Origin of the sequence: Marinobacter alexandrii (genome assembly GCA_039984955.1) — a bacterium.
Classification (GTDB): Bacteria; Bacteroidota; Bacteroidia; order Cytophagales; family Cyclobacteriaceae; genus Ekhidna.
In genome coordinates, this window is sequence record JBDWTN010000006.1 from 276182 (window position 1) to 295714 (window position 19533).

Sequence of the window (19533 nt, forward strand, 5' to 3'; positions counted from 1 at the left end):
AAAAAATGAGCCTTCAGGTTTAAAAATCGTTGAATGAAGAAGAACGGGGAACTAGTCAGAAGGCTCTAAAAATCACTAAAAGCTTGAAATCAATCAATCCCAAATTTTATATACCAGAATAGGGATCTTTGATTCGTTAACCACATCTTCTGCAATTGATCCTCCAATAAGATGAGCAATCCCCTTCTTTCCATGTGTTCCTAAAACGATTAGACCTGCTCCTACTCCTTCTGCAAACTTAATGGCTCCTTCATCTGCAAAGTCTGCTTCGATCGAATTGAGCGTAAAATCTTTTAGGTGGTTTCGTTCTGCAAAATGATCAAGCTGTTTTTTTACCTGAACTTCATCAAGCCAATTGTAAGGAGTTTTAACTTTCACAACATGCATATTCAACTCCAGCATGTCTTGCATATCTTTTACATGATCAGCTATCAAATCTTGTTCCTCGCTAAGGTCTGTTGCAAAGGCTAAGCTTTTCATATCATTTAAATGGGTCTCTCCTTTAACTATTATTACTGGACACTTTGCAAAGCGAATCATTCGTTCAGCATTAGACCCTATAAAAACCTCTCGTAAACCAGACGATCCTTTAGATCCCATGACGATCCAGTTTGCTTTTTCCTCGGAAATCAGTTTACTGATATTCGTAAATGCATTTCCGTACTTCATATGCATTGAAACTTTCTGACCTGCATCAATCACTCTTTTGGACCACTCATCGAGCTTATTGTGAGTCGCTTTCACAAACTCACCTGTATAGAAGGTCTCCATACTTGAAGTGTTTACCTCACCTGAAAAGCTTAGATGACCTACAGGTAGCTCAATTACATGTATGAGGACAATTTCGCCTTTCACTTTTTCATTAAACTCAACAGCGAAATTGAGTGCATCAGATGCTTGATCTGAAAAATCTACAGGAACTAATATTTTTTTCATCTTATTCTTTTTAGCTAATCAACCGTTAAAACTTCTATCTTTTTATATTCAGGTTTACCGTGTGCATTTCTCACACTATTCAGTACGATCGGTTTCTCTTTTTTATCCAGCTTAAATGTCCAAACAGGAATGTCTATATGATTGACAGTATCTTCGGTAAGGCTTCCTGAAAACCAATGTGAGAGTCCTCTTCTTGCATGTGTAGCCATCGCTATCATATCAGCCTTAATATCATCAGCATGCCAGATAATACCATCCGATGGAAACACACTATTTTCTATTGTCAGTGTTGATCTTTTTATGCCATAGGAAGCAATAATCTTTGACAATTCTTTTGACACAACTTCTTCATTTTCAATGTTATGTGGTGTTTTTACCCACAGGAAATCAAATGTCGCATCGAACTTCTCCTGGAGCTTGGCTACTTCTTTCAAGAAAGAATCTTTGATCTCTCTGATGTCAATTGGAACCATGATTTTTTCAATCTTTTTTAATGAAGATTCCTTAGGAACAGAAATCACAGGACATGGAGCGTGTCTCACAATCTTTTCCGTGTTAGAACCAATGAATACTTCTTCAAGTCCTGAGCAACCGCTGGTTCCTATCACCACAAGATCATACCCTTGATTATTCACCATCTCCTTAACAGCTGTAACCAGGTATATCGAATCGACTACTGTATTGATTTTTATTTTGGCATCTAAACTTTCTACAAGCTTCTCCATCTTTTCTTCCATGGCATCTTTCACATCTTCGAGTAGTGATTTTGCAGCAGAAAATGATGCAAATTGGTAATCCACGGAATAGTTAAAATGAACACTATTCAACAATGTTACTTCGGCATCATTCCTCTCGGCAATGTCAAGAGCAAACTGTGCTGCTTTCACACTTACATCTGAGAAATCAACGGGTACAAGAATCTTTTTCATGGCTTTATCTCCTTTTGGTTGAATATCTCAAAAGTATTTCTACCCTTTCATCAGTCTTATGACAAACGAAAGCTAGCCACTTGATTTTCATCATTCTACTGACTTAAATCAGTCTGATCACTGTTAACGATCAACATGAAGAATGGGTAGAGACGCTACCTTGAAATCAAAAATCATGGATATAATAGTTACAGTAAATCAGTTGGTATCTGCATTAGATGAGTGTACAAGAAACAAGTCGCATATACTTGATGTGATGAGTAAAACTGCAATTCAACGAACAGAATTTGAGCGCTACTATTCATGGAATGATGATAGATATACACGGAATGTACTTGCTAGAAATAAGGAATTTGAGGTTTTATTAGTTTGTTGGGAGAGAGGTCAATCTTCTCCTATCCATGATTTCAATGCACAGGAAGCATGGATTCATCCAATAGAAGGAATGCTGAGGGAAGAAAGGTACAAAATCAATTTTGACGATGAAAAATTAGAAAAAGTAAGCAGTGTACTACTTGGCACAAATGAGTTTTCCTATATGAAGCAAGTAGGCATTCATAAATATTCGAATGCCTATAGTAACAGATCAGTGACTTTGAATATTTACAGAAAGCCTGTAACTCAATGGCATGTATACAAAGAAACTAGCTCAGACAGTACTCTGATGAAAACATGGGAAGATAAAAATCATAATTTACTGGATTAAAATTCAGCATCCTTGACCATTATGAGCATCATCTTAAAAGCCTCAATGGCTTCTAAAGCATGAGGAATTGTTGCTGGCATAAGGATCATTTGTCCCTCTTCAAGCTCAAAATTTTTACCATCAATCGTAATGCGACACCTACCATCTACAATGGAAGCTATAGCATCATATGGTGAGGTGTGCTCGGCCAAACCTTGTCCCTTATCAAAAGCAAAAAGTGTGGTGCTCCCATTCTTATTTTTAGTTAGTGTTTTACTAACCACAGCATCATTTGCATAGCTGATGTACTCCTTGATAGTAAACACACTGGAAGGTTTGATTGAATCCATAATATTATTAAAAATCTTTCTGAGCAGCTTTTCTAAGTATTAATCCAAATGGGATAGCTATCCAAACCACAAGAATCCCAACAGATGCAAAAAAACCTAGATTTGTTCCAAAGAACTTCTGAAAAAGGGCACCAGTATAGCCTAACAGAGCTGAGATCTCAAGTTTCAATAGAATCATTATTCTACTGAGGTCAATTGGATTAAAAAGCGATGCGCCTAATGCAAACTTATCCAAAGGATAATCTCCAAATACTACCAAAGAAATCATAAACAAACCATCATAGATCACTGCGAAGAAAAGCCAGAGCAAAATGGCATAACCGAAACCCTTGATTTTGTTTGAATTGCTGAGGCCGATATTGAGCGACAATGCAACGAAAATGAAGGTTAGGAAGGTTCCTGACATGAGTAAGGTGACAAAGTTGCCAACAGCATCAGATTGACCAATACCATACACAAGGAATGGAATACCTAGTCCTACAATCAAGCTCATAGATAATGAAAGCGAGAGTCCTAGGTATTGTCCTGCAAAAATGGTCGACCGTTTAATTGGTTGTGAAAGAAGTAGTTCTGTAAACTCTCTGGAGTTGTAGAAATACATGATGCCGAAGATGGTACCGATCATAGGTGTGAGTACCACAATAATATTCATTAGGGTAATGGTCGCTTTGGATAAGTCTGAATTGAGGAAGAGTAAAACAAATCCTAAAAGCATATAGAAAGCGAGATAAACGTAGCTCCACCTACTCCTGATCAAATCATAAAAGCTATATTTTAGAATCTTAATCATTGCTTTAGCATTGCTGCGATTGCGTGTTCCAAATTTGTCTCGTTGGTCTGCTTAGTTAGCTCATCAATCGATCCCTGAAAATGGATTTTTCCGTCAAGCAAAAAAATTATCTGCTCGGAGAGCTCTTCCACTAAACTCATAATGTGAGTAGTGATTAGAATGACCTTTCCCTTCTGTCTTTCTTCCTCTATCAATTGCTTAAGTTCAATAAGAGCTACAGGATCTAATCCCGCTGTTGGCTCATCTAAGATGCAGATCTTTGCATCAAACATAAAAGCAAGTACAATATTTACTTTCTGTCTTGTACCTCCTGAAAGATCCGAGAGCTTTTTATCTAAAAATTTCTCCAGCCCAAAGCGTTTAATCAGTTCTGCCTCTCTTCCCTTCTGATTACGAATATCTAAGATCATGTTGATCAATTCATTCACTGTTAGGTTATCAGGAAAGCGTGCGATTTGCGGAAGGTATGCGATATCCTTCCGATACTCCCAGCTCTTTTTGATAGTCTCACCATTTACCATTAAATCACCACTATTAGGCATCACCATTCCAAGAATAATCTTTAGCATGGTAGTTTTACCTGAGCCATTGTGACCAAGTATGGCGAACACCCCAGGTCTGTCTACTGAAAAGCTTACTCCTTTAAGTACTTCAAGCTTTCCAAAGCTTTTATTCAGGTTGGCTACTTGTATCATTTAAAGGATTTCATTGATGGTGATTGATCCACCAGATTATCGGGTGTAAAAACTGGAGAGACCCTCTCTGAAAAATTCATGATATCTACAAACAAGCTTCTGAGTAAGATGATCGTCTCGGGCGTTTTATTGACTATGTATGAAAACAGTTTTACCGGACGATAAGGTACATCTCCTACTCCATCCTTGTCTAGGTCATAGCCTGTATAGTCTCCCCAGTAGTTTCCGTCAAACGTGTTGTCATTCATTTTTGAATTGTAGGATACATCGAAGGAATTACCTAAGAAATCATTACCATAAATACGATTGGCATAGCATCCACCTGATACTTTGATAGCCCAGCCATTTCGCTTGAAAACATTCTCAGTGTAGTTGATTCGTGTAGTGCCATCAATGAAAACGGCCATCGTGTTTTCAATAAATTCATTGTCGATTACCTCTGCATCATAAATTTCCTTTAAAAGCAACCCGTAACTAGCTGGCCCCCAGTTATTGACAAATTGATTCTGCTTCATCACAATGAACTTAGAAAACATCACTGCCACACCTGCCCCATTCCTCTCAAATCTATTGTTCAAGTATTGATCATGATTTGAAAACATGAAGTGCAGACCGTAGCGAATATTATTATGTGAGTGATTGCTTTTGATTTCGCTTTCATCTACAAACTCGAGGTAAATCCCATCTCGCATATTATAGATTTCATTGCTATATATCTGAAGGTCCGAGCAATGCCATCCATGAATGCCATTCCCGGTTTCATCTTCTTTAACAGAGGTACCATAGACCACATTATTCCTGACTATTCCATGTTTTGACTTCTCAATGAGCAAACCAAAGAATGGATCTACTATTACGTTATCTTCTATCAAGAAATGATTAGCTCTGAAAGTATAGATAGCAGCAAAATCTTTCGTATAGCTCCTTCCTGCATTAATGATTTTCACTCCGGAGATGGTAATGCTGTCAGCTAACAACTTTAGTACATAGCCAGTCATATTTCCATCCAACACAGCTCCTTCTTCACCAATGATTACCAGTTTTTTGGTCAGCTCTAGGTTTTCGCATAGATAGGTACCCTTTTCAATGAATATGGTATCTCCAGAAATTGTAGCAGCTACTGCTTGCTCTATGCTAAGATCACAGCTTTCACAAACACGAATGGTCTTTGCATTTCCTAAACTGAACCATACTAGCAATATAGAAACAAACAATAATCGCATGTCAAATAGAGTACCGTAACCCTGCAGTCAAAGTATTTTTTTGCTTCATTTGAATCCCTTCCATTTTTTGATAGATCGGCATTCCATATGATATGCCTGCCTTGAAAGCACGTAAGATTGGGCTATCTCCAAAAGAAAAGTTTAGCGCCAAATTAGAATTAATTGTTGTGAAACCCGTATTCCTTGCATCTGCTGTGGTTACCATCATTGGATTAAGCATTTCATCACTTCCTGTCATGATTGCTTGATTTTTTCCACTTATCTGAATTGCTGTACTTACCCAATCAGTGAGTTTGTAACCTACCCATGAATTTATTGTGAATTCATTACCCCATCTATAATCTTCTGAGGACTCTCCTGTTCGTATGGTAAAAAGTGGTTGTGCTCCCCAACTGACTGCTTCAAAGGTTCCTTTATAGGTTCCTCCTACAGTAAAGTCTATTGTCCCGCTACCAAGCTGCATTGGATAAGGTAATCTTATTCCTTCAGCCATAGGGGTATCGTCTTGACTCTTGATGCTCCCCGTTGGAAAACTCACTTTTGCATTCAAATGCAAAGAGGAATTTGATTCACTAATAATTCCATACAAAGCACTCACCTTTAGATCGCCTATGCCTTCGCTTTTCGTACTGAAATTCATCCCCATTCTGGTACGTAGATCCATTTCATTTCGCCTGAAATTTTGCATAATCATGAGTGTCAAGCGATCTGAAGGGGCGTACATCACACCAATCATCAACATGTCCATGCGCATTGCTTGGGGTGCCACCATATAGCTTTCGAAAATTGTAGCATTATCAATGTCATTCGATCCCTGAAGATTCCCTTCCATTTCCATTCGCATATATCTGGTAGAAAGCATGAATCCGCCCTTATGATGGAGGTGATCGCCCATAATACCAATAGGTGCATAAGCATCTGGTCGATTATGATGATGGGTTGGGTGATCGAGTAGTCCAAACTTTGAGTCTTTGAAAAGTTTTTTTAGTTCATCCCAATCATATAAATCACCACCTTGCGTTTTTTGGACTCTCTCTGCAACTTCTCTTGTAGAATAAGCAGACAGGTATGCCCCCATTGGACTAGCGATGTTCTTACTTTTTAGGTAGACTGCTGATTGAGCCTTTATCAGGGAACCATTTTTTTCATAATCCGCTACCAACAACTTGCTGAAAGTAGATTCATCTTCCTCTTTTAAATAATTAACCAAGCATTCAATGGCGTCAAACTTTTGAGATGAGTTATTTTGATCGACAGCTACTGCTACAAACTGTTGATCTTTGATATACATATTACAATGAGCGCAGGCATCCTTTCCAAGGTTTATAACATCTTGAGCCAAAACTGACCCACACATTACTAGACAGGTGATTAGAGAAATAAAAGATTTCATATCAATATTTTTTTTATTGTAATTCAAATTCAGACTTGAGTTCTGTCCAATCCAGTGATCGCCCTGAAACATCCTTCATTATTTTATTTCGTTCTTCATCGCTACTAAATGCTGTCAAGAACTCCCCCATTGGGCTGGGGATCGATTGAGATATGAGATATGAAGCAGCTGTTGCATCTGATAGTTGTCCTGGGTTCATATAGTCAGCCACCAAATAATGTCTCACTTCCGGATGCTCCCATTCTTTTAAGTCATTCAACATGCATTCGATGGCATCATACTTAAAAGCTTTTCCTGTTTCAGTGACCAATTGACCGGAATGCTGCTTGTCCACAATAGTCATCATACAAAAAGCACATGCATCTTGTCCATAATTGATCGGTTGCGGACCAGAGGAACAACCCGTAACTAACCCGACTATAAGTAATGCTGTAGCCATTTGTATGGTTGGTTGTTGTATGGCTATTCGCTCCTTTTTCGCCTGTATAAAGGCGAGTACCGATAGTCCCATTCCAAGAAACATCAAGTAAGCACCGAGTCTAGGCATAGAGATTGCCTTGAAATTCAGAATCATTTTAGCGCCAATCAACGGTGGTTGATACGCCATAGGTTGACCTTTATCGTCCGTGAATTTGATGGCCGCATTTTCTTTAAGGTCATGACCATAATCGTACTCCCATTGATAAAAATCATACATGGCAATAGTTCCTAAAACTAGCATTATTGCAAACCAACTTATGTATAGTGATCTCCTTCCAATAAAGGCGATAATTATCCCAAAGACTATCATACCTATTGCCACTTTGGGGAAGATGCTAAACTCAGGAATGGTCTCAGGGATATCTTTCATCCCCACATAGTGATTCATGATATTGATATTCTTAATATCATTAGGGTTGGCATCCTCAAACTTATTGATATGAATATCCATCCCTATTGCATCTGGATACTGCGGTGCTTCAAGTGTGATATTCCAAAGTGGCCACACAAAGAGCCCTCCAAGCAGGATCGCTCCCACCAACATATATAGTTGAGATCGTTTCATCATATTTTCTACTTTAATGGAAATGGTGGGCTGCCTTACGAATCGTAAGGCAGCCTCATTAAAACCTAACTGCTACTCTCCGTCCAGACTCCACTTCAATGGTACGTCTGCACCTTTTGCAGAAACCCTGACGTATCCCTGCATTTCCTGGTGCAGAGCAGAGCAGAAGTCAGTACAGTAGAAAGGCCAAACGCCTTCTTTTTTCGGCTCCCAGATAAACGTCTCTGTTTGCCCCGGCATAATTAGAAGCTCAGAAGTGTTCGCTCCAATCATACTCACCCCATGAGGTACATCATAATCTTGCTCTAGGTTGGTTACATGAAAGTAAACTTTATCTCCAGTTTTGATTCCCTCAATATTATCCGGAGCAAAGTGACTTCTAATCATTGTCATATAGATGTGTACTTCATCGCCATCTCTCTCTACACGTGCTTCTTTCTCATTCTTAGCTGCATATGGATGCATGTTTTCCTCCAGCTTGTAAAACTTGGTTTGATTTGGTTTGATCAAATCGGCCGGCGCGCCTGCTGCATAGTGAGGCTCTCCAATAGTTGGGAAATCAAGGATCAATTCCATTTTGTCCCCAGAGATGTCATAGAGCTGAGCTGAGTGTGCAAGCTCTGGTCCTGTTGGCAAGTATCTATCTTTTGTAATCTTGTTCATGGCTACCAAGTATTTACCAAAAGGCTCCTGAGAGTTTCCTCCAGGTATCATCAAGTGGCCTACTGAGTAATAGGTAGGTTGACGATCTAGTACTTCCCACGTACCTAATTTCCATTTCACTACCTCAGAACTAATAAAGAACGTGGTGTACGCATTTCCTTTGGCGTCAAATTCTGTATGCAATGGACCTAAACCAGCTCCTTGAACCACTCCAGCTACTACATCTTCATAGTTTAGTACTGGAATACCGTAAGCTTCACCATCAAATTTCTCATTCTCAATTGCATCCAACATTTTAGTAAATGAGTGAGCTGTCAATGCGGCAGCAAGCTTACCACTACCGATGATGTATTCTCCTGATGGGTCTACATCGCATCCATGAGGTGACTTTGGTGTAGGTAGAAAATAAACTAGTCCTGGATACTTAGAAGGGTCTAGAATCTTCACTTCCTTCTTCATGGTCGTTGTAGCCATGTGAGTAGACTCACTGTAGATGTTATGTGCATACTCTGTTTCCATTGTTTCGAATTGACCACTCGCGATTAGCTCCTCTGCTTTTTTCCAGTTAATCGCAGCGATGTAATCCTTATCATTTTGAGAGGCGTTTACTTCCAATAGTGAATTTGCTTCTTCCGTATTGTAGGTAGAGAAGAACATCCATCCATGAGATTTTTTTCTTCCAGGGTGAGCCAAATCAAAATTAAAACCAGGCATCATTACTTGAAATGCCAGATCCATTTCACCACTTTCCTGATCTACGCTCAAGAATGTTAATGCTCCTTTGAAATTGCCTTTATATTCATCGATCGGTAAATCTCGCTGAGGTACGGGAACAGAAAATCTAGTTCCTGCCACAACATATTCGGTATTTTCAGTTACAAAAGATGAACTGTGATTACCAGCACTATTCGGAATTTCAATGATCTCTTCTGTCTCAAAAGATGACAGACTAATCCGCGCGATACGTGGCGTGTTGTTGCCATTGATAAAACACCATCTACCGTCCACTTTACCTTTGGTTTGAGAAAGGTCAGGGTGATGGGCATCATCCCATGGCACAGGGCCAAAGGAAGTGTTTAGCATTGGCTTGGTTTCTTCATTGAAACCGTACCCTTTTTCTGCATCCACAGAGAATACAGGAACAACTCTGAAAAGTCGTCCTGATGGAAGTCCATATATGGAAAGTTGGCCGCTGTAACCACCAGAGATGAATGCATAAAACTCATCATGCTCACCTGGAGGGACAAAAGATCGCTCAGCCATGTTGCTACTTAGTGCTCCTGACTGATTACCACCCTGGCCACATGATGTGACAATAAACAGCGTGGCGATCACCAATGCTTTTAATAAAATATGCATCTTAATCTTCATGATTGATAATTGTTATTTGTTTAGTTAGGTAAAATCACTTTGTCCACTACATTGATCACTCCGTTGGAGGTTTGTATGGTGCCAATCACTTTGGCTCCTCCCACGGTAATCTCATCGCCATTAACGACTACTTCCAGATAGTCTCCGGTAGCCATATAGAGTTTCCTTCCTTTTCTTGCTTCCTTCTTCAGCCCTTCTACATCATATGATCCAGGAGCTGCATGACGGGTAATGATTGTGGCCAGATCGCTTTTATTCTCTGGCTTCAAAAGGTTCTCTAGTACACCTTCAGGTAGCGCATCGAAAGCATCGTTTGTTGGTGCAAAAACAGTTAGCGGTCCTGCATTAACCAGTACATTTTCTATCTCTGCTGCCTGAACACCTGCAACAAGTGTTGTATGTGCGTCTGACGACATGGCTACTTGTAAGATGTTTTTTGCTGATTCGTCATCCTGAACTGAAGCTTGCCCCATTGGGTGGCTAGATGGTTGTTCTTCGGTGCTCGCCGTATCGTCTGACGGTGTGGTACATGATCCTATCATGACTGTCATGAATAGAATCATCATTAGGTTATTGAAGTATTTCATATTCCTGGTGTTTGGTTGCTAAAGGGTTCGGAAGTATTCGAGAACTGCTCGTGCCTCATCCTCCGTTAAGTTCTGGTTGGCCATTGGTGATCCATTGAAATCTATCAAGAGCTGTTTAGCCATTGGATCATTCTTTACCATTTCTTCCGGGTTTAAGATCATATTCATCGTCCACGCAGGAGTCCTTCTTTCAAGAATTCCCTTTGGAGACGGTCCTATGAAACGCTTTTCTGCTTTATGACAAGCTGTACACTTGGCGTCATACACTTCTTGTCCTTTTAGGGCAAGGTCTTGATCAATTTCTGTCGGGAGAGTAAACGCTTTGATTGGTCCAACGCCATGGTTTTCCTTCCAGTTTTCATAGGGATCAGCAGGTTCCATTTTCGACTGTTCCTTGATTTGATCGATTTTACTTTTACCATCACCTCCCCCGCATGAAAACAGAAAAGATGAGATTATTGAGATATAAAGTAGTTTTTTCATATTAAAGATATTAAGATCATTTTATCCGTTATTAGTTTAAAAAATTAAGCTTTTAGCTTACTTATGTCCTTTAATAAATTCTCATCTCTCAAATCTGTTGATAGTAGGGTTTCTTTTAATTGGTTTCTTATTAAAAGAAACTTATCATGTACTGGGCAAGGATTTCTGCTCGAACATGAAGGCAATCCTAAAACACACTCTTCTAGCAATTTCTCTCCATCAACCGCAATGACAATATCTATCAATCGTATCTCCTGATTCTGCGCCAACTCAAAGCCTCCTGCAGGCCCTTTGAAAGAATTTAATAATTTACTTTTCACTAACTGCTGCAAAATTTTTGCTGTAAATGCCTCTGGTGAATCAATTGCCTCAGTGACTTCTTTAAGTCCTGTGCGCCTACCCTCCAGTTCTTTTGCTGCTATATAAATCATAATTTTTATAGCGTATTCGCAAGCTCTTGAAAACATTCCTACCCTTTAATTTCTGCTAATTTACTATTTAAATAATATCGGACAAAAATATCCTTTATTATTTATTATGATTTAAATCAGTCAAACACTCATTTACACAGCTTTGCTAAATTGATGTTCTCTCTTACTACTATTCATGCGAGCGTCTAGTGCAGAGCAAATCACTCGAATTACTTCTTTTCCTTCAGGTAGTACCATCATTCCTTCATCGCTATAAGTGATTAGCCCTTCATCTTGAAGTTGATCAAGCATTTCATAATTCAATAAGATGCCATACTCCAGAAACTCTGCCTCGTGCCATCTGGTCTTAAAATCACACATGAGATGGAGTATATGCTTCCTGAAAAATAAATCTGCTTTCGTGTGAATATGTCCTCTTTCAATTGGAAGTTGGCCTTTATCCAGAATCTCATAGTATTTAGGAATACTCTTTTCATTTTGAGCAAAACCAGACCAGCTATCGCTAATCGCGCTAACTCCCAAGCCGACCAAAAGCTTACTGGTGAATGGTGTATAGCCCATAAAGTTTCTATGTAACTCTCCTTCCTCTCGTGCTTCTAAAAGCTCGTCACCAGGCAATACATAATGATCCATACCTACTTCTTCGTATCCAGCTGCTTTAAAAGCTTCTTTACCCAGTTGCATAAACTCCCATTTTTCATCAGCGTTAGGCAGATGGGATTCATATGATTTTTGAGCAGGTCGTAATACTGGTACATGCGCATAACTATAATAAGCAATACGCTCTGGTTTTAGCTCAATGATTTGATCGAGTGTATTTTGAACAGACTCAGGTGTCTGACCAGGAAGGCCATAGACTACATCGTAATTCACAGACGTGTAACCAATTTCTCTAGCTTTTTCAGTAATTGCTTTTACCTGCTCAAAAGATTGCATACGATTGATGAGCTTTTGTACATTCAAGTCAAAATCCTGAATACCAAAACTTACGCGATTGAATCCAATGGCATGCAAAGTCTCCAGATGGCTGGTTCTGGTATTTGCAGGATGTCCTTCAAAACTCATTTGAAATTCTTTTGACAAAGTTGCTTTGCTGATGATGCCTGACAGCAGCTTATTCAAATTTTCAGAAGCAAAGAATGTGGGGGTTCCTCCTCCCAGGTGAATCTCCCGGATCAATGGTTTTTCCGGCAACATTTCAAGATACAGCTCCCATTCTTTCAATACATGATCCAAGTATGGACCTTCAACCTGATGGTTTTTGGTGATACGTGTATTGCAGGCACAATAGGTACACAAACTTTCGCAAAATGGAAGGTGTATGTAGATACTTACTTCTTTACTGCTCTCCCAATAGGCAGACTGAAGTGTTTTTTTGTAGGCTTCTATGGTGAAGCTTTCTGGCTCCCAAAAAGGAACTGTCGGGTAACTTGTATATCTAGGAACAGGCTGATTGTATTTCTTTAGGTCTTGCATTGATCGAAATTTGACCCAAAGCTAGAGGGATAAAGAAGGGTGTGGTTTGATGAATGGAAGGGGTGAAGATGACTTATGTCATGAAAACTTATTTATGTGTCATCCTGAGTGAACGAAGGATCTCTTACCCATCGCTCAAATGCTTCGATAGACTCAGCATGACAGCCAACTCACGAGCACCTACAATCCACATACGGTGATCAAACCTGCAGCATTGGCCTGCACCATCTGATTGAACTGAGGAAAAGTGGTCAGCAATCCTCTCATGATAAGCAGCGAACCAGAAAGAATAGCAATGATTGAAACCGATCGTGGGATTAGCGATTTTAGTTTTTGCGAAAATATGTTTCCTGCAAAAGATAAAGTAACGAGAGCCGGCAATGTACCCAAACCAAATAGTATCATGAATAAAGCCCCTTCCACAGGGTTAGCCAAAGCAACAGCTCCAGCAGCCGCAACATAGGTGAGGCCACATGGGAAAAAGCCATTTGCCACTCCACTTAAAAACCAGCGCTTTCTCATGGAAAGATTTCTGGACATGAATGATTTCAGGATTTGATAGAATCTGGATTCATAATAGAATTTCTCCAAACTATGGCGAACGGATGGAATTCCGTAAAGAAGTATAAGTCCAAAACCCAAAACAAAAGCCATGATCTTTTGAACTTGAAAGAGAGCTGCTGTAGCTCCGATTAATCCAAGTAAGGTTCCAATCAAAACGTAGGTTAGAATTCTCCCTAAATGATAAAGAGCAAACCCGGATTTGGGCTGTCTGGGTCCCATGAATGCCATCATCACCGGTCCACACATGCCAACGCAATGTAGACTACCGAACAACCCGATGATGAAAGCTCCAATCATTGGATATAAATACTTGACTGTTGATAGAAATCTTGCTCATCTGTTTGCCAGGTAATATTCACACGATAGTTACCTGCAACAAGCTCAGAACGATCTATTTTTTGTACTTGATCAGTCAGGGAGATTTCAAATGTGCGATCAAAAATCTTTCTTGAAGGGTGATAGAAATGGATATTACCTGTTGCTTCCTGATCCGGAAAAGTCAATAAAATTTCTCCCCCTTTTTGTTTCACGAGTACAATCTTTTCTGCTTCTACTGCATTTGAAAGCTTATTGAGCTTTTGTTGATAGTTGATTTCCTGTGCATAGTAGTCCTCTGCAACCAAATCAAAGTCTTCTTGAAATGCTCTGACTACCATATACCCAATGAATGTTGCAAAGAGTATAAATGCTATTACGATTTTATGTCCCCAGTTCATGTTTTAAGTATTTAGGAGTCAGGATTTTTGCTCTTGTTTCCAAATGCTAACCCTTTACTCATTTTGTCTTTTTAACTATTCATTGTCAATTGCCAATTGACTAGTTGGTTGGTCCTAAAAATTTAGTTTCTACAGTCTCTACCAATTCATCTCCTGAATACACACCAACGGAGATCATTGTACTCATTTTTGAAATATCAGATGGATCTATGATCACAAAAAAAGCGCCTTCTCCTATGCCCTGTTCAGCTAAATCAATTTCACCGCCTACCATTTCTATCTGCCCCTTAGGTTCCAAAAGCTCAAACCTTACATCCATAGCATTATTGGTCTTATTCACCATTTTCACCTGATATAGGTTAGTGATCATACCATCATCTCGCTCTTGATAGAGAATACCAGGAGTTCTCAATATGGTAGTTTCAAAATCTGAACGTACAAGTAATAGTGTAATAAGTACACCAACCAATACAATCAATACACCTGTATAAGCCTTCATCCTTGTTGTGAACTCAAAAGGCTTTTTCTCTGCAATATTTTCTTCTGAGGCGTAACGTACCAAGCCTCTGGGTTTACCAATCCGATCCATGATGGAATCACACGCATCTATACAAGCAGTACAGTTCACACATTCTAGCTGAGTTCCGTTTCGAATATCTATGCCGGTTGGACACACAAATACACATTGCTTACAGTCAATACAATCTCCTTTATCTAATGCCTCGCGATCTTCATCTTTTCTGAATTTACCACGCTCTTCTCCTCGCACGTGATCATAAGCCACAACCACACTTTGCTTATCTAGCAAAACACCCTGAAGCCTTCCATACGGGCAAATGGTTGTGCATACCTGCTCTCGCATCTTGCTGAATACACCATAAAAGAGACCTGTAAAAACGACCATGGCTATAAACCCACCCGTATTCTCCGCTGGACCGCCCTGAATAATACTCCAGACTTCATTAACCCCAACCAAATAAGCCATGAAGGTGTGCATGATAATTATGCTGACGAAAACAAAGAGTGTATGCTTGATTGTTTTCTTAGTCACCTTTTCTTTATTCCATGGCTGCTTATCTAGCTTTTTTTGAGCCATATAATCTCCCTCTATCCAATACTCAATTTGGCGAAAAACACCTTCCATGAAGATGGTCTGTGGACAAATCCACCCACAAAAAATGCGTCCAAAAACAACTGTAAATAGAATAATGAAAACCAAAGAGGTTAACATTCCTATTACGAACAGGAAGAAATCCTGAGGCCAGAATACCTGACCAAAGATGATGAACTTTCGTTCGAAAATATTGAATAATAAGAATGGTTGTCCATCAATCTTAATGAATGGTGCACCTAATAAAAATAAGAGCAGTAAGTAGCTCACAAGTGAGCGATAGTTGGTAAATCTACCTTTTGGTTTCTTAGGATACACCCACACCCGCTTTCCATCCTTATCTACTGTTGACAGGTGATCACGAAAGGTCTCCTCAGCACTTTCTTGCTCCTGATATATGTCTTTTACATCTGTCATGCTAAACATCAGCCATCTAAATTCTCATCAGAATTGGCATTAATGAATTTAGGTTAACTATTATCTCAACTATTTAATCCCAAATATGCAGTTAGCAACATTCACCATCTTCTAGTGCAGCTTCATCATCTACAAAATCAGGATTAGATTCTGCGTCTTCTTCACTATGTTCTTCATCTACTTCCACGCGTTCAAATAGCTCCCCTTGTGAATCCTTCGGATTTGCAGCTGTGTTGCCTTCCATCATGTAGATATAGCTAGCTACTTGCTGCATTTTCTTAGGCGAAAGTTGAGTTTCCCAGGCAATCATACCTTTTGCCGGAACACCATACTTAATAGTCTTAAAGATGGATGCCATATCGCCACCATGCAGCCAGTACTGATCGGTGAAGTTTGGGCCTACCCCGCCACCTCCATCTGCAGCATGACATACAGAGCAATTTGATTCATAAATAGCCTTTCCTGCATTTATATCTGCAGTTTCTGTTGCAAGCGTCACATTACTTTCATCAATTAGATCACCCAGAGATGCTAAGTATACTTTTACGTCTTCTTCAGCTTGCATCATCTCAGCTTGAAACTCCTCATCTTGATGTTGTCCTGTACCAAGAACTTCATAGTTAATCAGGTAGACAACACCGAATAAAATAGAAGCATAAAATCCATAAAGCCACCATGGAGGTAACCTATTATCAAGCTCACGAATACCATCATACTCATGATCAGTCGCAACTTCATGTTCTTTAGCAACGGGTACAGAATCATTAAATCTGTTCCAGAATTTCCTCCAGAACCCCATGCCTTCTTCACCTTCGATAGCAGGAATTAACTCTTTCTCTTCCTCCTCTATCCCCATTTCGGCACGTTTGAGCTTAAGCACTACTTTTAGTGCAATCAATAGCACGTACATCGCTGATACAGCAATAATGCTTATGAGAACAGTCAACCCCAATACAATCTCCACTTTGTATTGTTCAAAAAAACTCTGTTGTTCTGCTGCTTCTTGCCCGAATGAAAGTACAGGTAAAGCAACTATTAAGGCTATAATAATATACTTAAGCTTCGTCATGGTCAGTATCGTTTGAGTCTAGAGGAATGTTTGAAATGTCATTGAATAATTTCTTATCTACCTTAAGAACATACACTGTCAGTGCAATAAAGAAGACAAAGAATATGACAAAGGAGATCACAGGAAAGATTTCTATCCCTGCGATGGTCTCCATATGATGTTTAATAAATTTCAGCATAGTTGTATGTTTTAGTTCCCTTCGGCTACTCCTTCTACATTCTTAATATCAGTTCCAAGTCTTTGCAGGTAAGCAATCAAGGCTATGATTTCAGCATCACTCGCCATCTTGATTCCTTCCAGCTCTAGCCCTTTGGAAATCAATGCTGCCTGATTTTCCGCATCTGTTACGGCTTGTTCATCATATCCTTCTGGGTATGGCACACCTAGCGTCTGCATAGCTCGGATCTTCTTTGGAGTTCGTGCTTTATCCCACTCCTGCTCAAAGAGCCAAGGGTATGGTGGCATAATTGATCCTGGCGACATACTCGTTGGGTCAAGCATGTGATAGAAATGCCAGCTATCCGGGTACTTCTTACCTACTCTGTGAAGATCTGGCCCTGTTCTCTTAGATCCCCATTGAAATGGATGATCGTATACGAACTCGCCTGCCTTGGAGTATTCTAAATCCACAGGATCATATCTCATCACCTCTGATCTAAAAGGTCTAATCATTTGTGAGTGACAGGTATAACAGCCTTCTCTCACATAGATATCACGTCCGTTTAATTCAAGTGGTGTATAAGGTTTTACTGTTGAAATTGTAGGAACGTTGCTCTGAATAAGGAATGTAGGCACAATCTCAATGACGCCACCAATAGCTACCAGAACCAAACTCCAAACTAGCATTCGCATCGGTTTCCATTCAAATATTCTTCTATGCCAGTGTTCGCTCTTCTCTGGCTTGTAATCTTTCATCAACGGTGCTGCTTGAGCCTCAGTTGTTGGTTGGAAGCTACCAGCCCGTGCTGTTTTCACCAGGTTATATACCATTACAAACACACCAGATAAATATAACAGTCCACCAAATGCTCTCAATGCATACATTGGCATGATCTGAGTGACTGTTTCCAGGAAGTTGCTGTAAACAAGTGTCCCATCAGGATTGAATTGTTTCCACATTAAACTTTGAGTGAAACCAGCCCAATACAATGGAATCGCATAGAAAAGGATGCCCATGGTTCCGATCCAGAAGTGAACATTAGCGAGTTTCTGTGAGTGAAGCTTTGTTTTGTATAGCTTAGGAATAAGGTAGTAAAGCATCGCGAACGTCAGGAAGCCATTCCATCCCAATCCCCCTATGTGCACATGACCTACAATCCAATCCGTAAAGTGACCGATCGCATTTACGTTTTTAAGTGACAGCATCGGACCTTCAAATGTGGCCATACCATAACAAGTGATTGCCACTACCATGAATTTCAGGATAGCATCTTCTCTAACCTTGTCCCAAGCTCCTCTTAATGTCAATAATCCGTTCAGCATACCACCCCATGATGGAGCAATCAGCATTACAGAAAATACCACCCCTAAAGATTGCGCCCAATCCGGTAGTGAATTGTACAATAAGTGATGTGGACCTGCCCAGATGTAGATAAAGATTAGGGCCCAGAAATGAATGATTGAAAGCCTGTATGAATAAATGGGACGACCAGATGCCTTAGGGATGAAGTAGTACATCAAACCTAAGTATGGAGTGGTGAGAAAGAACGCTACTGCATTGTGTCCATACCACCATTGTACCAATGCGTCCTGCACTCCAGCATACCATGAGTAGCTTTTCATGAAGTCAATGGGAAGCTCAAATGAATTTACAATGTGTAGCATAGCTACCGTCACAAACGTGGCAATGTAGAACCAGATGGCTACATAAAGATGACGCTCTCGTCGTTTGATGATAGTCATGAACATGTTTAAGCCGAATACTACCCAGATCAAAGCGATCGCAATATCAATAGGCCATTCAAGCTCAGCATACTCTTTGCCGGATGTCATCCCCAATGGGAGTGTTATAGCAGCTGAAAGAATGATTAGCTGCCATCCCCAGAAGTGAATCTTACTGAGAAGGTCACTATACATACGCGTTTTACACAATCGCTGAAGAGAGTAGTATACTCCAGCAAAAATCCCGTTCCCTACAAATGCGAAAATCACTGCATTGGTATGCAATGGTCTCACACGCCCAAAGGTGGTATACTGTAATCCGAAATTGGCTTCTGGCCACACAAACTGACATGCAACAAGAAGCCCCACCGACATACCGATAATTCCAAAAATCGTGGTAGCGATCAGGAAGTTTCGGACCGTGGTGTTGTCATAATGAAAGGTCTCAAGACCTACTTTTTGGTTGTTTTCTGACATTGGTCACTAGGTTTAGTACTTGAATCGTTTGCAGAAATCTGCGCCTCTTCCTCGTCGAAGAGGATACGGACCGATGGTGTATAGTCATCCTCAAACTGCCCCGAACGAGACGCCCAAAGGAATGCTCCTAGGAAGCTGCCTGCTAGCAGTAAACTGCACGCGATAAGGATAAAAATGACACTCATAATCCGAAGACAAGATTAGTGGAGCATCGTAGGTTGGCTAATGAGAGGTGTTAGTG

Annotated in this window: 21 protein-coding genes; 1 reads left to right on the forward strand and 20 read right to left on the reverse strand. The window is 40.0% G+C overall.

The genetic code is table 11. The features are described from left to right. Positions 1 to 93: 93 nt before the first annotated feature. On the reverse strand, positions 94 to 936 hold the full coding sequence (locus ABJQ32_05940) for a universal stress protein (protein MEP5289171.1): 843 nt from the start codon (positions 934 to 936) through the stop codon (positions 94 to 96). Between the two features lie 14 nt (positions 937 to 950). After that, positions 951 to 1865 (reverse strand): universal stress protein, encoded by a 915-nt coding sequence (locus tag ABJQ32_05945; GenBank protein MEP5289172.1) that lies wholly within the window; start codon positions 1863 to 1865, stop codon positions 951 to 953. A gap of 175 nt (positions 1866 to 2040) precedes the next feature. Here ABJQ32_05945 and ABJQ32_05950 point away from each other — a divergent pair, with 175 nt between their 5' ends. Further along, positions 2041 to 2571: a cysteine dioxygenase family protein gene (locus ABJQ32_05950; protein MEP5289173.1), complete on the forward strand. Its 531-nt coding sequence runs from the start codon at positions 2041 to 2043 to the stop codon at positions 2569 to 2571. Here ABJQ32_05950 and ABJQ32_05955 read toward each other — a convergent pair. The 18 genes from ABJQ32_05955 to ccoS all read right to left on the reverse strand — a co-directional run bounded on the left by ABJQ32_05955 (position 2568) and on the right by ccoS (position 19477). Further along, positions 2568 to 2900 (reverse strand): cupin domain-containing protein, encoded by a 333-nt coding sequence (locus ABJQ32_05955; protein MEP5289174.1) that lies wholly within the window; start codon positions 2898 to 2900, stop codon positions 2568 to 2570. The two genes, ABJQ32_05950 and ABJQ32_05955, sit on opposite strands and share 4 nt — an antisense overlap. Before the next feature lie 7 nt (positions 2901 to 2907). Continuing rightward, on the reverse strand, positions 2908 to 3690 hold the full coding sequence (locus ABJQ32_05960; protein ID MEP5289175.1) for an ABC transporter permease subunit: 783 nt from the start codon (positions 3688 to 3690) through the stop codon (positions 2908 to 2910). Further along, positions 3687 to 4385 (reverse strand): ABC transporter ATP-binding protein, encoded by a 699-nt coding sequence (locus ABJQ32_05965; protein ID MEP5289176.1) that lies wholly within the window; start codon positions 4383 to 4385, stop codon positions 3687 to 3689. Before ABJQ32_05965 ends, ABJQ32_05960 begins: the two co-directional genes overlap by 4 nt. After that, positions 4382 to 5608, reverse strand: coding sequence for a nitrous oxide reductase family maturation protein NosD (locus ABJQ32_05970; protein MEP5289177.1), 1227 nt, complete (start codon positions 5606 to 5608; stop codon positions 4382 to 4384). The genes ABJQ32_05965 and ABJQ32_05970 overlap by 4 nt, the downstream gene beginning before the upstream one ends. Position 5609: 1 nt before the next feature. Next, the gene (locus ABJQ32_05975; protein ID MEP5289178.1) at positions 5610 to 7001 is read right to left on the reverse strand and encodes a nitrous oxide reductase accessory protein NosL; all 1392 of its coding nucleotides are present in this window, start codon (positions 6999 to 7001) and stop codon (positions 5610 to 5612) included. A gap of 13 nt (positions 7002 to 7014) precedes the next feature. Next, on the reverse strand, positions 7015 to 8049 hold the full coding sequence (locus ABJQ32_05980) for a nitrous oxide reductase accessory protein NosL (GenBank protein ID MEP5289179.1): 1035 nt from the start codon (positions 8047 to 8049) through the stop codon (positions 7015 to 7017). Positions 8050 to 8118: 69 nt separating this feature from the next. Next, a complete protein-coding gene (gene nosZ, locus ABJQ32_05985) occupies positions 8119 to 10080 on the reverse strand; it encodes a Sec-dependent nitrous-oxide reductase (protein ID MEP5289180.1) in 1962 nt (653 codons plus the stop codon). 20 nt (positions 10081 to 10100) lie between these two features. Then, entirely contained in the window at positions 10101 to 10667 is a 567-nt protein-coding gene (locus ABJQ32_05990) for a fasciclin domain-containing protein (GenBank protein MEP5289181.1), read from the reverse strand. Between the two features lie 18 nt (positions 10668 to 10685). Beyond that, positions 10686 to 11150, reverse strand: a complete 465-nt coding sequence (locus tag ABJQ32_05995) for a cytochrome c (protein MEP5289182.1) — start codon at positions 11148 to 11150, stop codon at positions 10686 to 10688. Between the two features lie 44 nt (positions 11151 to 11194). After that, a complete protein-coding gene (locus ABJQ32_06000) occupies positions 11195 to 11617 on the reverse strand; it encodes an Rrf2 family transcriptional regulator (GenBank protein ID MEP5289183.1) in 423 nt (140 codons plus the stop codon). A 96-nt stretch (positions 11618 to 11713) separates the two neighbouring features. Next, on the reverse strand, positions 11714 to 13057 hold the full coding sequence (gene hemN, locus ABJQ32_06005) for an oxygen-independent coproporphyrinogen III oxidase (protein MEP5289184.1): 1344 nt from the start codon (positions 13055 to 13057) through the stop codon (positions 11714 to 11716). A gap of 180 nt (positions 13058 to 13237) precedes the next feature. Further along, positions 13238 to 13918: a sulfite exporter TauE/SafE family protein gene (locus ABJQ32_06010; GenBank protein ID MEP5289185.1), complete on the reverse strand. Its 681-nt coding sequence runs from the start codon at positions 13916 to 13918 to the stop codon at positions 13238 to 13240. After that, positions 13915 to 14337, reverse strand: coding sequence for a FixH family protein (locus tag ABJQ32_06015; protein ID MEP5289186.1), 423 nt, complete (start codon positions 14335 to 14337; stop codon positions 13915 to 13917). The genes ABJQ32_06010 and ABJQ32_06015 overlap by 4 nt, the downstream gene beginning before the upstream one ends. A 100-nt stretch (positions 14338 to 14437) precedes the next feature. Further along, complete coding sequence (gene ccoG / locus ABJQ32_06020; GenBank protein ID MEP5289187.1) at positions 14438 to 15865, reverse strand: cytochrome c oxidase accessory protein CcoG; 1428 nt, start codon at positions 15863 to 15865, stop codon at positions 14438 to 14440. Positions 15866 to 15956: 91 nt separating this feature from the next. After that, positions 15957 to 16934 carry a cbb3-type cytochrome c oxidase N-terminal domain-containing protein gene (locus ABJQ32_06025; protein MEP5289188.1) on the reverse strand — a complete coding sequence of 326 codons (978 nt, stop codon included), beginning with the start codon at positions 16932 to 16934 and terminating at the stop codon, positions 15957 to 15959. Beyond that, positions 16921 to 17112, reverse strand: a complete 192-nt coding sequence (locus ABJQ32_06030; protein ID MEP5289189.1) for a hypothetical protein — start codon at positions 17110 to 17112, stop codon at positions 16921 to 16923. Before ABJQ32_06030 ends, ABJQ32_06025 begins: the two co-directional genes overlap by 14 nt. Positions 17113 to 17123: 11 nt before the next feature. Then, positions 17124 to 19292: a cytochrome-c oxidase, cbb3-type subunit I gene (ccoN, locus tag ABJQ32_06035; protein ID MEP5289190.1), complete on the reverse strand. Its 2169-nt coding sequence runs from the start codon at positions 19290 to 19292 to the stop codon at positions 17124 to 17126. Then, on the reverse strand, positions 19268 to 19477 hold the full coding sequence (gene ccoS / locus ABJQ32_06040) for a cbb3-type cytochrome oxidase assembly protein CcoS (GenBank protein ID MEP5289191.1): 210 nt from the start codon (positions 19475 to 19477) through the stop codon (positions 19268 to 19270). Before ccoS ends, ccoN begins: the two co-directional genes overlap by 25 nt. Positions 19478 to 19533 lie beyond the last annotated feature (56 nt).